Source organism: Candidatus Bartonella washoeensis Sb944nv (assembly GCF_000278135.1).
GTDB lineage: Bacteria > Pseudomonadota > Alphaproteobacteria > Rhizobiales > Rhizobiaceae > Bartonella > Bartonella washoeensis.
In genome coordinates, this window is record NZ_JH725025.1 from 180,944 (window position 1) to 194,327 (window position 13,384).

16 protein-coding genes and 1 pseudogene are annotated in these 13,384 nt (G+C 43.2%); 2 read left to right on the forward strand and 15 right to left on the reverse strand.

Annotation, left to right across the window (positions count from 1 at the left end; genetic code table 11):
* Positions 1-57: 57 nt before the first annotated feature.
* Genes MCQ_RS09420 through MCQ_RS07465 form a run of 5 tightly spaced genes read right to left on the reverse strand, consistent with a single transcriptional unit; the run spans position 58 to position 4,901 of the window.
* Complete coding sequence (locus tag MCQ_RS09420) at positions 58-1,446, reverse strand: hypothetical protein (RefSeq protein ID WP_006924547.1); 1,389 nt, start codon at positions 1,444-1,446, stop codon at positions 58-60.
* A 13-nt stretch (positions 1,447-1,459) separates the two neighbouring features.
* Positions 1,460-2,308, reverse strand: coding sequence for a hypothetical protein (locus MCQ_RS07450; RefSeq protein ID WP_006924549.1), 849 nt, complete (start codon positions 2,306-2,308; stop codon positions 1,460-1,462).
* The gene (locus MCQ_RS07455) at positions 2,298-2,735 is read right to left on the reverse strand and encodes a hypothetical protein (protein ID WP_006924550.1); all 438 of its coding nucleotides are present in this window, start codon (positions 2,733-2,735) and stop codon (positions 2,298-2,300) included. Before MCQ_RS07455 ends, MCQ_RS07450 begins: the two co-directional genes overlap by 11 nt.
* A complete protein-coding gene (locus tag MCQ_RS07460; RefSeq protein WP_006924551.1) occupies positions 2,735-4,192 on the reverse strand; it encodes a hypothetical protein in 1,458 nt (485 codons plus the stop codon). The genes MCQ_RS07455 and MCQ_RS07460 overlap by 1 nt, the downstream gene beginning before the upstream one ends.
* A gap of 1 nt (position 4,193) precedes the next feature.
* Positions 4,194-4,901, reverse strand: a complete 708-nt coding sequence (locus MCQ_RS07465; RefSeq protein ID WP_006924552.1) for a phage adaptor protein — start codon at positions 4,899-4,901, stop codon at positions 4,194-4,196.
* A gap of 105 nt (positions 4,902-5,006) precedes the next feature.
* Here MCQ_RS07465 and MCQ_RS07470 point away from each other — a divergent pair, with 105 nt between their 5' ends.
* Together MCQ_RS07470 and MCQ_RS07475 are read left to right on the forward strand one after the other, a co-directional pair.
* Entirely contained in the window at positions 5,007-5,258 is a 252-nt protein-coding gene (locus tag MCQ_RS07470) for a type II toxin-antitoxin system Phd/YefM family antitoxin (protein WP_006924553.1), read from the forward strand.
* The gene (locus MCQ_RS07475) at positions 5,251-5,637 is read left to right on the forward strand and encodes a hypothetical protein (protein WP_006924555.1); all 387 of its coding nucleotides are present in this window, start codon (positions 5,251-5,253) and stop codon (positions 5,635-5,637) included. The genes MCQ_RS07470 and MCQ_RS07475 overlap by 8 nt, the downstream gene beginning before the upstream one ends.
* Positions 5,638-5,651: 14 nt before the next feature.
* Here the strand turns inward: MCQ_RS07475 and MCQ_RS07480 are convergent, their stop codons facing one another.
* The 10 genes and pseudogenes from MCQ_RS07480 to MCQ_RS07525 all read right to left on the reverse strand — a co-directional run.
* Complete coding sequence (locus tag MCQ_RS07480; protein ID WP_006924556.1) at positions 5,652-6,026, reverse strand: hypothetical protein; 375 nt, start codon at positions 6,024-6,026, stop codon at positions 5,652-5,654.
* 16 nt (positions 6,027-6,042) lie between these two features.
* On the reverse strand, positions 6,043-6,423 hold the full coding sequence (locus MCQ_RS07485) for a hypothetical protein (RefSeq protein ID WP_006924558.1): 381 nt from the start codon (positions 6,421-6,423) through the stop codon (positions 6,043-6,045).
* 17 nt (positions 6,424-6,440) lie between these two features.
* On the reverse strand, positions 6,441-7,571 hold the full coding sequence (locus MCQ_RS07490; RefSeq protein WP_006924559.1) for a N4-gp56 family major capsid protein: 1,131 nt from the start codon (positions 7,569-7,571) through the stop codon (positions 6,441-6,443).
* A 95-nt stretch (positions 7,572-7,666) separates the two neighbouring features.
* Positions 7,667-8,563 (reverse strand): hypothetical protein, encoded by an 897-nt coding sequence (locus MCQ_RS07495; protein WP_006924561.1) that lies wholly within the window; start codon positions 8,561-8,563, stop codon positions 7,667-7,669.
* Positions 8,564-8,576: 13 nt separating this feature from the next.
* Positions 8,577-10,586: a portal protein gene (locus tag MCQ_RS07500; RefSeq protein WP_006924563.1), complete on the reverse strand. Its 2,010-nt coding sequence runs from the start codon at positions 10,584-10,586 to the stop codon at positions 8,577-8,579.
* Positions 10,571-11,899, reverse strand: coding sequence for a PBSX family phage terminase large subunit (locus MCQ_RS07505; RefSeq protein WP_006924564.1), 1,329 nt, complete (start codon positions 11,897-11,899; stop codon positions 10,571-10,573). The genes MCQ_RS07500 and MCQ_RS07505 overlap by 16 nt, the downstream gene beginning before the upstream one ends.
* A complete protein-coding gene (locus tag MCQ_RS07510; protein WP_006924565.1) occupies positions 11,880-12,212 on the reverse strand; it encodes a hypothetical protein in 333 nt (110 codons plus the stop codon). Before MCQ_RS07510 ends, MCQ_RS07505 begins: the two co-directional genes overlap by 20 nt.
* Positions 12,213-12,439: 227 nt before the next feature.
* A complete protein-coding gene (locus MCQ_RS07515; RefSeq protein WP_006924566.1) occupies positions 12,440-12,835 on the reverse strand; it encodes a type II toxin-antitoxin system HicB family antitoxin in 396 nt (131 codons plus the stop codon).
* Complete coding sequence (locus MCQ_RS07520) at positions 12,832-13,032, reverse strand: type II toxin-antitoxin system HicA family toxin (RefSeq protein ID WP_006924567.1); 201 nt, start codon at positions 13,030-13,032, stop codon at positions 12,832-12,834. Before MCQ_RS07520 ends, MCQ_RS07515 begins: the two co-directional genes overlap by 4 nt.
* A 68-nt stretch (positions 13,033-13,100) precedes the next feature.
* A pseudogene (locus MCQ_RS07525) lies at positions 13,101-13,384 on the reverse strand (hypothetical protein); the annotation flags it as partial.

Genomic DNA, 13,384 nt, shown 5'->3' on the forward strand with positions numbered 1-13,384 from the left:
ATACCATCATAATCTGATGCATCATCAACAATAGGAGAATAAGGAATATATACCATCTCAACCACCCTTGCGCCTTCGCTTACCATCTTCACCAATAAAGAATGCACCCACAGGAAACGCATCTTCCTGTTCTTTGCTGGTTATAACAGGTAAATGGCTATATCCTTTCTGGGGAACTGCAGAAGGCGGCTGTGATGCTGTAACTTGACTCACATTTTCTTCTGTCAATTTGGTGTTACTATCCTCTAGCAAAGCCAGTACATTCGATTTCATCTTACCCAAAATCTCATGTATTTTTTTCAACCTAAACATCTGCTCTTCGCTACCCAAACTGTAATCTAACTCTCCTAAATAGCTCTTTAATATATCAAGTTCTTTTTCTGTGAGATTACCAAAACCAGAAGCACCATTGCGTGAATACCGCCTCATGGTTTCTAAACGATCAATACCTATGCGGTTTTTAATTGAATTAAGGAGTGACTTCATATCACGGTGTTGAGGAACCTTTAAATTCGCTTGCAAATTAGCAAGGTTTCCCGTAGCAAAATCACCGTTTGTTTCCAGATAATGCATAAAACGCTCAATATCATTAAGCATATTACTACTAATAGCTTCACTATTTTGAAGCTCTATCATTTCTCGTTGGCGATCAAGTTTTTCTTTAGAACCGAGACCATTCCCACCGCTTATCTTCTGTACCAAAAACGCATTCAACGCATCTTTATTCCCCGCCATAAACCGTGCTTCTTCTTCACCCATACCCTGAGCTTTCAGATACTCGACGGTTTGGTTAACCTGCTTTTTTTGTTCTCTTTCCAAATCACCATGACGAAGATTCATGGCTGCATTCGCCAAGCTTTGTGCCATCGTTCCATCGGATGAGGCATAACCAATCGCATAATCCGATAACCTTTGTAAAAATTCAGGATTACGAAATTGATCCCAAAAACTCTGTTGAGAAGCAGTATCTTTTTGTGGTTGTACCAACGGGACAGATTGAGTTGGCTCCGCTTCTACAGTTGGAATAGGGGCTTCTGGCAACAGAGCTTGTTGTGGTTGCAATGACGTCAAATTCGAAAGCACATTAGGCAATGCCTCCACATCCTTAGACAAACCTAATGGGGGTGCCATTGAACCAAACGTTGCCATAGGCATAGAAGGAGAGGACGCTTTCGGTTGTATTGCGCGTGATTTCAAAGCCGAACTGACATTCGGTAAAGGCGGCATATCTTGAGATAAGCCTAGTGGGTACGACTGTGAACCAATTGTGCCAACAGGGACTGAAGGGGTTAAATAAGGCAACCTATTCGCCTGTTGTTGCGCAGATGCCATACGTTGATTTTGCATCAGTAGTTGATTTTGCATCAGTATACGTGACGCCAATGGGTCCATTGCATACAGAGACTTAAGAAGTCTTGATAAAATGTTATGGTTATTATTTTCCATCCTACCTCTCTCCCTATATTCTTCTAAAATAAGGAGCAGCAAATTGGCTAGCACCAGCCAAAAGTCCTATAGCGTTTTTCCAAGGATTATTGCCTTGCATCAGAGAAGCGGTGCTGTTGTTTGTCGTCGTGCCGTAATTGCCTGCAAAACCATGCGCGGCATTCATCAACATGTTCAATTTATTCCAACCGCTATTGTCTTGCTCCAGCCACCGTTCGCGTTCCGCATCAACAAGTCTCTGATTATAGGCATCAAGCAATGAAGAGCCCTGTAAAGCATTGCTATACGCATTCCCATAGCCTTGTAAGAAGTTATTTGCTGCCCCCAACTGGTTTTGATTGGTTTGATCAATCATCGCATTGGCATGCATCATATGCTGCAAATCTTGATTATACTGATCTGCCATGGCACGGGCATAAACAGAACCGCTGCCCTTCCGCAATTCATCCTTATGATCAGGCGTTCCATAACGACCAATCCCTGAGAAATATCGATTAATTCTATTTTCGACATCATCCATCCCCTCCCGAAGGACCTGACCAAAATACGAATTGCCTCCCATCAGACCACCAGATGCAATCCGACCAAGGTTACTTGCCGATGCTGTTGGCGTGTTGATCAAATTCATCAGCGCATTGTTCTGATACTGGCTGGGAACGCTGCCAAGACCACCAATGGCATGGGTGGTTGGAGCACTCAAAGGTGCAACGCGCGCACCTCCATAAACGTTGCCACCAGCTCCGGAGTTATAAAGATTAAAGGCATCCGCACCACCATGTTTAAAAAGATGATCGGCCCAAGAAGGAGGCGCAAAAGTCTGTACCTGTCTTTGTTGTGTCTCCGTCGGTCGCTTACTCCCCATTTCCTAAATCCTTCCTAAAATAGACCATGTCTATGCCATAGCCTTGCTTCTTGAGGGACCGCTGCCATCCTAAACGTCCCAAAATCTCTATTTCACAGGCACCATTCTCACGCGCCCACTCCTCGACAAATTGCAGATGATCAACAAGATCAACACAGCCCTTACCGCAACAATCACAAATAAGCGCGCGCTTCTTTCCCAATGCCGTATATTGAAGTTGTGTCGTCACGGCTGCTAAAAACTGATCATCATCATCAAGCAAAAGCCACAACTGTTTCTTACCACTGCAAATCTCTTCAAGAAGCTCTTGCAAAGTCAGTTCATGTTTAAAACGCTCCACATACTGACTGAAGGCTGCAACGATCTCTTCAAGATAAGGAGCTATGCGCTCCTTATCCCAAGAAGAGGTTAAAAACACTTGTGCCATTATCTTCTACCTAGAGACCGTAAATCCACGTTAAAGCCGGTGATATGATGCCATGTAACACCTGCCGGAATACGTAATTTAAAGCGATGATAGCGATTGCGTGACCTCCCATGATAGGCGCCAGTGACAAAAGAACATATCCTTTCCTTGTGCCACGTAATGGGCGTGAGGTTATTGCGAACGCCACGTTCCCCTATGCTCAAAAGCCCTTCTAGAGTATCGACCTCTACAAACATCTTGGTGATAAAGCTAAAATGCCCATCAGCGGCCCCCATTTCTTGCGAAACAACAACCGCCTCCATAGGAGCGCCCGTAAACACAACAAGCCTCCTTTGACCATCAAAAGCACCAAGCATCGGCGCACCACTTTGCCAAATCGAACTGTCAAGAGAAGCCGGTAAAGTCTCAAGACTTGTCGAGATCTCATCAAGTTGTTCTAAGGTATAACCTATCGTGAACACTGGGAAAAAGCTGAAAGGCTCGCCCTGAATTGTTGACCATTTCTGCAAACCCCAATCATAAACAAAGGTGGTTTGCTGGTTATTGCCCCTCTTCAAAGACCAGTAAACACGATTATGGACAGGGTCTATCACCCCTTGCATCTCATCAAGGGCAAGCTTATCAAAATTGCTGAACACCGTTCGGTCAACCTTTTCAAAGCCGATCGGAAAAAGCTGTCCATCCGAACCAATCTGATAAAAACCACCATCACCAGCAAAAAAGGCATCACTGCCAAAACAGGCAATCGCTCTAGAACTCCTTGCTCCACGTTTGTCATGGATCTTTTGAAAAAGAAACGGCACTTTAGAGCCTAACGTGAAGGAACCTGCATAAACAGCAGAACGCAGGAAAACCATCGGATTGCTCGACTCTGTCGCACCCTGCACATATTCGCCGTCATGAAAGTCATGATAATAACAATCTTTTTCACCAACCGTCCAATGGCTTGCATCGTTCAATCCTGACCAATGGATGCGATTGCGATGATCCGCAAGGTCAAGCAAACATACAAAATCACCCCAAACCTTTACCAAACCCGCTTTCGGAGGATTACCGCCTAACTCTGCAAACCGCTCTGAACTGCGAATATTAAAAGCCTGTGCTTTATCATTTTTGTTAACCGCAAGAATGGTTTCGCCAAACAACGCAAAAGACCATTGGTTCTCCTCATTGGCTTGATACGTTACACCACTTTGGCTTATGTCTTTCCAACCCCGCGTTTGGCTATCATAAGCATAGAGCTTTTGTGCGCCTCCTACGATGATTTTAACCCCATCGCCTGTTCTAAACGCGATCGAACCCAAAGGCTTCTCTTGCAAAGGAGTAGAAATAACCGTCGCACTGGGCATGGGGATGTAAGAACCATCCGCCGGTAAAACATTCACAAGCGTATCGGTAAAGGTGCTGTTGACTACCGCAACATCTGGTCTGTAATCAGCTATTGGGAAAAAAGGCACTTTAGAATTCCGTTGGCACTATTCTGGTGACGTTATGGCGCTTTGAAGTCTCTGCACGCAATTCATGCAACTGTTCCTTAAAATCATTGTAAGCAGCAGCCGCACAATCTGGTTCTTTGAGGATATTCTTGTACAGCTCATACTTGGCTCGCGCTTTGATCAGATCAAAGCCATGCACAAACCATGGATGTTCCTGATGCGCATTCTCAAATTCCTCCAAACGCATAGGAGAGAGAAGAAGTTGAATTGGATACCCAGCATCAGGTGTTGGATAAAGGTGAAGTTTCTTATCAAAATAACTGTAACAAACCGGCATTCCCTGATGTCCTGACGACAACAAAGGCTCCAAGGAAAGAGGACTTCTCTGCTCCAATGCAAACTTGTGATGCCGATCAGAATGAAGAAAAACACCTTTAATTGTTACCGCTGTTTCAATATGCGGCGTATCTGTAGCATCATAAACCGCCTTCCCCGCCCGTGTTGTAAACACCACATCTCGACTTTCGTTAAAGAAAAAACTTTCTCTCTCACAAAAACGAATGGCTGCAAAAATACTTTCTTGGATTTGAGGAACATACTCATCCGTAATGTCATCTATTTCGTCTTGTATAACCGACACAAGGTGGGAAAACGTTCCTCTGTGGCGAAAAACATCTTGGCGATCTCGTGTCGGTCCTCCCGTCTTTATTGTGATATAATGACGCGACATCCTAAAACCTTTCCGTGAAAAACTTTTCTTGACATTATTGTCATTTGCATAAAATACATATTTTATGCACTATATGCATAGTATGTATTTATTAGGAGGCTTTTTATGAAAAAATATAGTTTTACAGATATAAACCGTGGTACTGGTGATATCTTAGACGAGGCAATGTCCATGCCCGTCGCTTTAACCAAGCGAGGTCGAGAAAAGATTATCATGCTTCCTATCGATCTATACAATGAATTGATAAAATACCGTTCCGGTACACAAGCTTTTTCTTATACTGATGCACCAGAAGATATATTAGACGACTTGGACAAAGGTTTAGATGAACTTTTAAAAGGTGATGAAAATGTTTAAAGCGGGGGATGTCATCAGATATTATTATTTATGGCATGAGCAATCCCAAAAGGGTGAATATTCAGGTCGTAAACCACGCCCTGCCTGTGTTGTAGTAAAAACAGAAACCCATTTCTTTTTATTTCCTATCACTTCACAAAAACCTTATGATTTGCAATTTAGTTTAAAAATACCTGAAATAGAATGTAAACGCACAAAACTGAAAAAAGATTCTTGGTTACGCGTTGATGAATTTAATGTTGTTCCTTGCGGAGATTTTTTTGATTTTGAACACATGAAACCACAAGGATGCTTTAGTATTGCTTTTATGCGTAAAATTGCACTTAAGATTAAGGAAGCTAAAGCAATGAAACCACTTAAAAAAGTTTCTAGGCATTAACTCCCCTCACAATTTTAATGATTAGTCACAAACTCAACAATCACCGTTGCCTGACCAGAAGCGACCTGTTTATCTAATTTTGCATAAAGAGTAAGCTCTTCATCATAAGGGACAAATTCTTTCTGATTGCTTATCGTGAGAGCTTTTATGCCCTGTGTCCCAATATCTGCTTCACTAAAGTCTTTCACTTCAGTAGTGCTACCAAACTTTAACTTAGCTCCTGTAAAAGCTGTCTTAACGTACACTTTAATCGAAGTAATCAGTGCTGCGCAAGGCAAGGTTCCTATCTTCATAACCTGCTCTTCGTGCGTAAAATCAAGCCGCAAGAAGCTTACTTGCTGTGTATGAAGGTTTCTGCCCTGTAAGGGTTGGGGTAATTCGTTTGCCATTTCTTAATTCTTTCTCTTAGTGATTTGTCACAAATTGAACAACGATAACACACTTACCAACCTGAACCTTTTGGTCTGCTTTAGCATACAAAGTAAGCTCTTTGCTGTCTGAGACAAAAGCCTTTTGATCAGTTGGTGTAAAATCCTGTGTCCCTTGTGCTTTGATATCTTTTTCGCCAAATTCTTTGCCTGTATCTGTACTGCCAATCTGTAACTTGGCATTTGTAAAAGCCGTCTCGACGAAAGCTTTAATCGAGGTGATCAATGCGCCACGAGGCAGAGTACCTATTTTTACGCTATGATTTGTATCGCGGTAGGTAAAATTAAGCCGCAAGAAACTCACCTGTTGCGTATGAAGACTTCTGCCCTGTAAGGGCTGTGGTAATGCGTTTGCCATTTCTTTCCTCCCAATGATTATTCGGAAGCAGATTCACCGCTGCATGTTGGAATAACAATTGTCGCAAAATCTTGTGCTCCTTGAGAGCTATAGGGCGACAGAAAGCGAGTTTTCTTCATACCAATGAGGGTTTTGGCAGCTGCACCAAATTCACGCTTGTAATCAAAATATTCTTCTTCGATTGTGTAACGGGTTGCACTATGGTTTTTCCCAAAACCAATAACTGCACTTTGCGCACCAAGTAATACAGCACGTCGTACATTCTGAACTGGTGCGTTAGTTGTTGAATTAACACCGTGTGTAACATGAACAGCTTCGCGTAAAATAACACCATTATACATGCCAAGCGAGCCATCAAAAATCGGGTTTTTAGCACGTGAGGTGGCATAAACGGACTTCTGAATATCTAACCACTCACCAGCTGCTGTATTGGTTCGCAATTGTGTAACTTGTTTTGGATGAAGATAAAGCACATAAACACTATCCCCACCAATATTCACCGGTGAAATTTGTGGATTGGCAAGCTTAGCGCATTCAACAGCTTCATCAATAAGCTTTAAACTAAAACTGTGCTTGCCCTTTTCTTTTAAATCTTCGTCACTTGTTTTTGCATCAGGACGTATAATGCGCTTACTGCTTGGAGCCGTCGGTTGGTTAAAACCGTAATGAACCGGTTTAATATACAATTGCCGCCCATCAACCGATATTGTGTTCGCCGTGTATCCACAAACCTGAAGAAAGAACATGATGCTTAAGCGATTAGCATACCAACGAACCAATGCTTCTTTGGCACTTTTCCGTAAGCTTGGCAAAATTCTCTGCTGATCAATAGACCCTTCATTCGCAACTCTTACACCGTGAGACAGTTCATTGATAATAAGCTGATCATTCATGAACTGTAGAGATTCTTCATTGCCTTCAAGTGTTTCTCCCTCAGTTACCCCGTCCCCAAAAAGCTGAACAAGCAAACTAAAAGTGACACTGTCGCCTTTACCTTTATGCGTTTCTTCTTTCAGCTGAATAATGCTATTAGAACTCTCACCAATAAGCGGAGCAATTTTAGTCGCTTTGATAACTTCAGAGTTTAGTTTTTTTGACCACGCTTGCACTGCTTGTGGGTCATTAATATCGATACGTGTTACTGCCATTTTCTTCCCTTTCTGTGTGCAGTTAAAAAAAAACCGGCTGAAAAGCCGGAGTAAAAAACCCGCACCATACGAGTTATTTTGTAAAGCGTCGTGTCTTAAGCATTCCCACTAACGCCGGTTAAGCGATAAAAAATTTCTTCATTTTTTGGATTTTCTATCCACGCATTAAATTGCTTATCAGACATAGCGTTAATAGTTTCCAATGTGATTGGTCCTGTGCTGCCACCACCCCCTGATGCCGTCAACGTCCTCGCAGAATTCTGCCTGCTTTGAAGCGCTGCAACCTGATTGTTGGCTTCTATCGCTTGGTTTTTATAGCCAAGTTTTTCTGCTACCCTATAAAGCTCTTCCGCTGGATTAGTACCATTTTGTGCACAAGTCGCTAATACCGTGCGCAAATTATTGCCTATAATCGCATCTATCGTGCTCTTTTCTGCATACTCAGGATAAATTCCTGACCAACTATACAATTCCTTAGCACGCGCCTCATAAAGGAAATGCGCCGCTTCTCCAAAATCGCTGTATTTCTTTTCAACGGCTTTAACAGAATTTTCTAAAAATTGATTCAAATACCTATCGTACTGCTGTTGTACAAAAGCCTGCCTTTGTGCTTCTTTATATTCCTTAATAAACGCATCCTGCTCTTGAATCTTCTTTTCCATCCGCTGAATATAACCTACGGGGTCTTTCACTAAATCAGGTGGTATATCGTCACCATCAACAGAAGTTTCCTGTGATTGCTGGTCATAAAACTGCATGAGGGCTTCACGCGCTTGACGGGCTTGTTCTTCTGCGTGCTGCTCCTCTACCGTAGAGATTTCGGATGCTTCATGAACAGGCTGTGAAACCGGCTCTTGAGAACTTATATCATCACTGGTAATCTGTTCACTAGGCGTGTCACCATCAAAATACCCATCATCATCAAACACTGGCTGCTCTGCTGTATAATCTTCATTCATACCTTCCATTTCTTCAGTCGTTTCTGCATTCATTCTTTCACCTCTCTCAAATATGCATGCCTCTTTGCAATGCAATTCTCTCTCGCATGATCTGATTGTGTGCCTGTTCATTGAGAAGCTTCTGACGTTCAATGTCATGGCGCTGTTGCATCATTTTCGCGTCTAATTCCGCTCTCATTTGACGCGTGAACAGATCAAGCTGCTTGCCTTGCAAATCCATCTGATGCATCTGTTTTTTCGTCTCTAAATCCTGCTGCTGTTCCTGCAACTTCATTTCCTGTTCTGGATCCATTTGCTGTTGCTGTGCCATCTGCTGCTGTTGAAACTTCTCACTCACACGATTGAGTAATGATGCTGGTAATGGTGAGTAACGCAGCAAATCAAGCATGATATCCGGTGTAAGGGCATTTTGAAGCAACGGTAACAGCTGTGTGATAATGCCAAAGGTGCGCTCTTTCTCATTCGGGCTGGTGGGAGCATCGTCAACAACAATGTCATACTCAACACTCGTGACGACTTCACGCGTTAAGGAAATATATTGCGCATTTTCCTCACCAGATATCCGCACCAAACGACCATCAGACAGATAATTCTGTATAAGGTGCAGAATAATCTTGCCCTGCCGCTTACGATACAAACGCAAAGCATCAAACAAGCAAGCAAGCAGATTAAGACTGGATTGACGCCGTTGTGCCTCCAAAATACCCGCTTGGGTTACTTCTCTTGTGCCAATGAATTCAGGAGATAAACCTGTTACCTGATTAATCGCTTCCTTCGCTTCATTAAACAGCTGGAAAAAACCCGAAGGAAACTGTGCTACAGGCTTTGGTTTTATCTTACCTGCTGCAAGAGCACCCGATTTGAGTACTGTAATGCTATCTGCTTTAATCCAACTTCTTACTGCTTCCCTCTCGTCCTCAAAAGCACCCCGCTCCGCCATTATCCCGCCTTTGGATTGGCTATTGAGGATATGCATGACCTGACTAAAATATTTATTCGCCCATCTTTGTGGGTCTTTTGTTGCGCGCACAACCCCATAAAACTGCCGGTTGAGCTTATCAAAATAACCGGTAATACACTCCCAACCCAATTGTCCTGCAGGAACTAAGGGGTGATCCGGTTCTGACAACAGCTTTCTGCCTAAAAAAGCACGTCTCACAACCTTTTTATTGAATGGCGCCCCTTGAATATCTGGCATCATACATTGAAGCTGTTCAAACTCTTGCTTGCTATAATCACGAAGTTGACCCGTTTTTAGATCAGGAGCCTTGTAAGCGGTTTCAGTTTCAAACCAACGGCATTCAACAAGCGTGACCATCCGTCGACCATTCTCAACATCAACGCTCTTATCATCGCTGTAGTAATCAAGATCATTGTGGTGAACACCCTGATAACTTACGCCATCCCCAGCCCAGTCGGCATTGAGCTCTGTCCAATGCGCTTGCGGAAACATCTGTTTGGCGACTTCCAAAGGCTTGCGATCCACATACCACATGCGTTGTGCATCGGTTAAATTCGGTTGCACCGCTGCACTGTCCCAAACCATCTTTAATGGGTCTAAACGCGCAACAACCGGTTCACCATCAAGGCTGTTCTCATAATCAAGCCGTGTATCGGTCCACCCCATGCCACAAATGACAGCATCCTGAAACGCATCACTATCGGCATATTCCGCATGCGCCATGTCGCGAAACCATTCCGCGGCACCGGTCAGCAATTCACTCGGTAATGCCTTCCCTACTTGACGGGGAATAAACTGCACCTCGCGCTTGTTATTGCGCTCTGATCCCACAACAGCATTCACAAGCGGAGCAATGCGGTTAAAAGTCATGACAGGACGCCGCTGCTCTTTTAACGCCGCTAAATCCTTCTCATCCCACTGATCACCATTGTAAAAACCAAAATCTTCACGAGCATGCTCGCGCCATTTGTTTACATGCTCGATATCTTCTTTGTACCAACTGACAAGCTTGCGAAACAAACCATCTTTTAACAGATCACAGCCATTGCTTTCTTGCTCTAAAGTCTCATTATCATGCATTATTCTGCCATCCATGAGGTACTCTCATATTCTCTTCTGCCGCTATAAGCTGGTCTCTTTTGTCGCTGCTGCGGTTCCTCATAGGCAACACACATCAGTCCAAAGGCATCTGCGCCATGGCTCGACCAATCATGCTCTGCTCCCAAGCCAATATTGCGCTTCTCATCCCATTTCTCGTGATACCAGTTCAGTGCTTTGCGACCCGCTACTGTGGTTTTCTCATTGAACCAAACTGAAGGTAAAACACGGCGGACTGTTTCTATACGGATCTTAACTGCCCCTGCTCCCTGATTGGGAATAACTTGCGTTTCAAAACCCGCATCATTTAATGCACTCTCAAAACTCACATTGTGCACACGGTCTCTCGTCGCACCATCATGGGGGAGAACCATCAACGCCTTCTCATAGCCATTTTGACGCAACCAGCCGACATGCTCAGAAAGCGGTTGCCCCTGTGCTTCGTAATAATCCAGTACCCTGATTTCCTTGCCAATAAACTGCGCTATCCATATTGCTGTCGCATCTGCCTTGGCACCCGTTCCCCCAATGTCCCAAAAAGCACGCATTTGCATCAAAGGATCGCGCGCAACACGCCCTATCCGCCCCTCCTGCTCGGCTGCCAACATCTCTTTTTGAAAGTAAGCCCCCTGAACGGCCGTAAGATAATCCCCTTCCCAAATATGCTTATAGCTTTCTGGACGGCTTCTAAGATCATCCAACCGCGCTTCATTCAAAATCTTTGGAAACATCGGATTGTCTGACCAATTGATCTCAACCCCCTTAATGGCCTCATTGTCTGAAAAGCGAAACCGCTTCTCAACGGGGGCATTCTCACGCAACGGGTTCCACGTTACCCACAACTCTGCTCGCCATCCCTCTCCCTCTTCTCGCAAGGTCGGTATAAGCGTCTGCCAAGCCGTCTCTGTGACCGGCTCTGCTTCATCAACCCAACAAAGCAAAATACGTCCCATCGATTTAATGCTGGCCACATTGCGATCAAGACCACAAAACTGAAAGGCTATACGACTATCAAGCGACTTAATCGAGGACTCCCCAATTTTGTAATAGTCCTTTAAAAAGTCATGCGCTTCAATAGCCCGCTTAATCTCCTCCAATGAACTTTCTGCCAAAGAATTCTGAAACTGCCGCGCACAAAGAATAGTCCCTGATATCCCTCCCATGCCGAACTGATAGCCTTTTAACGCTGCCATCAAAGCAAATGATCTTGTCTTTCCAGACCCTCGTCCTCCCCAAGCTGCACGCACCGCCGCATTGCCTGTAAATATCGGAATAAGCTTTGGAACAATCTTAATTTGCGTGGTTGTCATTGACCAAAGGCACGATTTCCACACGCGTTATCGTCTTTATCGCTCCCCCATCCTCACCTGTAATCTGTAAAGGCAACACCTTACCAAGCAAGGCCAAATAAGCAGCGGGGCAATCCATAGCTTGCTTTTCCAAATAAGAGATCAAACCGTCATTGCCTATTTTATTGCCAGCATTCTCAGCAGCTCTCACAACGGCCTCTTTTAAAATACGCGTCATCTTATTGGGAACGCCTTTGGCACGCCCTTGACCAGCCCTTGGAGGTCTCCGTTTGTTTTTTATTTGTGGAGCCTGTTCTGTATTTTCTGATGTCATAAAATACGCCCTCCCGATAATAAAAAACCCCGCATTTGCGGGGATTTAAAACTGCACCACCTCTCGTCTAGATACAATACGACCAGTGCCGCACATGTCATTAAATACGATTTGCAACACATTGTCAACACTAAAATCTACATATTGTGTTTTTTTTATTTTTTTACCTAAATATGGTGTTTTTAGAAACAAAATCGTATGTACACACGGACAAAAAAGAAGAAAATCTAAATATTAAGCTCGTGACGCGCTGCTGTTGCCAAAAAAGCAGATCTTGTTAAACCTCTTTCTTGTGCACAATCATCAATTGCACGCAAAAGCCCTCTTTCAATAGATATATTCGTACGTACCACTTCTGCATCATTTTCAATAAAGGGGACTTGTATTAAAAAAGCTCCTTCTGACAAAGCTGTTTTGACAGATTCCCGTTGTATGACTTCTTCAAATTTTGACGGAATAGGCACTGTATCTATATCTTCACAATAAAGTTGAAGTGCTTCTGTTGCATTTGCGATTAAATTTTCTTCCTCATCAGCAGCAGAAAAAAGCCCCTCAAAATCAGGAAACTGAACACCAAAAGCAGAATCTTCATCTTTATGAACAAGAGCAAAAAATCTTTTCATTCTTCTTCTCCTTTTTTTAACCAGCCTGCTTGTTGTGCGATAGAATGTGCTGTACCAATCGGAAGATTTTTTTTAGGATGTGGAACAATAACAACCTTACCATCTTTTTTAAATTTATGATGAGAACCTTTTACTTTGACAAGTTCAAAACCATCACGTTTTAATTTTGCAATGATTTTTCGACTATCTTGTTCCATTCCCCAAACTCATAATGTGTAAATATATACACATTTTAATGGTTTCTCATTTGATGTCAATTCTTTTTTTAACGACTAAAATGTTTATGAAGCGCGTTAAGAACAACACGCAATGAATTCACAAGATGTGGCAATGTTTGGTCTTCTATAACAATATATTGTATAGCGGCGTAAAGATTATACTGTCTATAGAGGTGTTGTGCTTCTTTTATCGCCTCTTGCACGGCTTGATAGCGATAGGTTGCCTTTTCAACCCACCGTTCAAGACTATTGGGATCTGAATTTGTAGTCACATCATCATAAACAGCGCTTGGCAGACCTTTTGCACAAAGATAGTCGTTTCTTATCTGTA

Bases quoted from the DNA above. Each gene is read 5' to 3' on its own strand.
- MCQ_RS09420 (WP_006924547.1), bottom strand. From the start codon at position 1,446: ATGGAAAATAATAACCATAACATTTTATCAAGACTTCTTAAGTCTCTG.
- MCQ_RS07450 (WP_006924549.1), bottom strand. From the start codon at position 2,308: ATGGGGAGTAAGCGACCGACGGAGACACAACAAAGACAGGTACAGACT.
- MCQ_RS07455 (WP_006924550.1), bottom strand. From the start codon at position 2,735: ATGGCACAAGTGTTTTTAACCTCTTCTTGGGATAAGGAGCGCATAGCT.
- MCQ_RS07465 (WP_006924552.1), bottom strand. From the start codon at position 4,901: ATGTCGCGTCATTATATCACAATAAAGACGGGAGGACCGACACGAGAT.
- MCQ_RS07470 (WP_006924553.1), top strand. From the start codon at position 5,007: ATGAAAAAATATAGTTTTACAGATATAAACCGTGGTACTGGTGATATC.
- MCQ_RS07475 (WP_006924555.1), top strand. From the start codon at position 5,251: ATGTTTAAAGCGGGGGATGTCATCAGATATTATTATTTATGGCATGAG.
- MCQ_RS07480 (WP_006924556.1), bottom strand. From the start codon at position 6,026: ATGGCAAACGAATTACCCCAACCCTTACAGGGCAGAAACCTTCATACA.
- MCQ_RS07485 (WP_006924558.1), bottom strand. From the start codon at position 6,423: ATGGCAAACGCATTACCACAGCCCTTACAGGGCAGAAGTCTTCATACG.
- MCQ_RS07490 (WP_006924559.1), bottom strand. From the start codon at position 7,571: ATGGCAGTAACACGTATCGATATTAATGACCCACAAGCAGTGCAAGCG.
- MCQ_RS07495 (WP_006924561.1), bottom strand. From the start codon at position 8,563: ATGAATGCAGAAACGACTGAAGAAATGGAAGGTATGAATGAAGATTAT.
- MCQ_RS07500 (WP_006924563.1), bottom strand. From the start codon at position 10,586: ATGGATGGCAGAATAATGCATGATAATGAGACTTTAGAGCAAGAAAGC.
- MCQ_RS07505 (WP_006924564.1), bottom strand. From the start codon at position 11,899: ATGACAACCACGCAAATTAAGATTGTTCCAAAGCTTATTCCGATATTT.
- MCQ_RS07510 (WP_006924565.1), bottom strand. From the start codon at position 12,212: ATGACATCAGAAAATACAGAACAGGCTCCACAAATAAAAAACAAACGG.
- MCQ_RS07515 (WP_006924566.1), bottom strand. From the start codon at position 12,835: ATGAAAAGATTTTTTGCTCTTGTTCATAAAGATGAAGATTCTGCTTTT.
- MCQ_RS07520 (WP_006924567.1), bottom strand. From the start codon at position 13,032: ATGGAACAAGATAGTCGAAAAATCATTGCAAAATTAAAACGTGATGGT.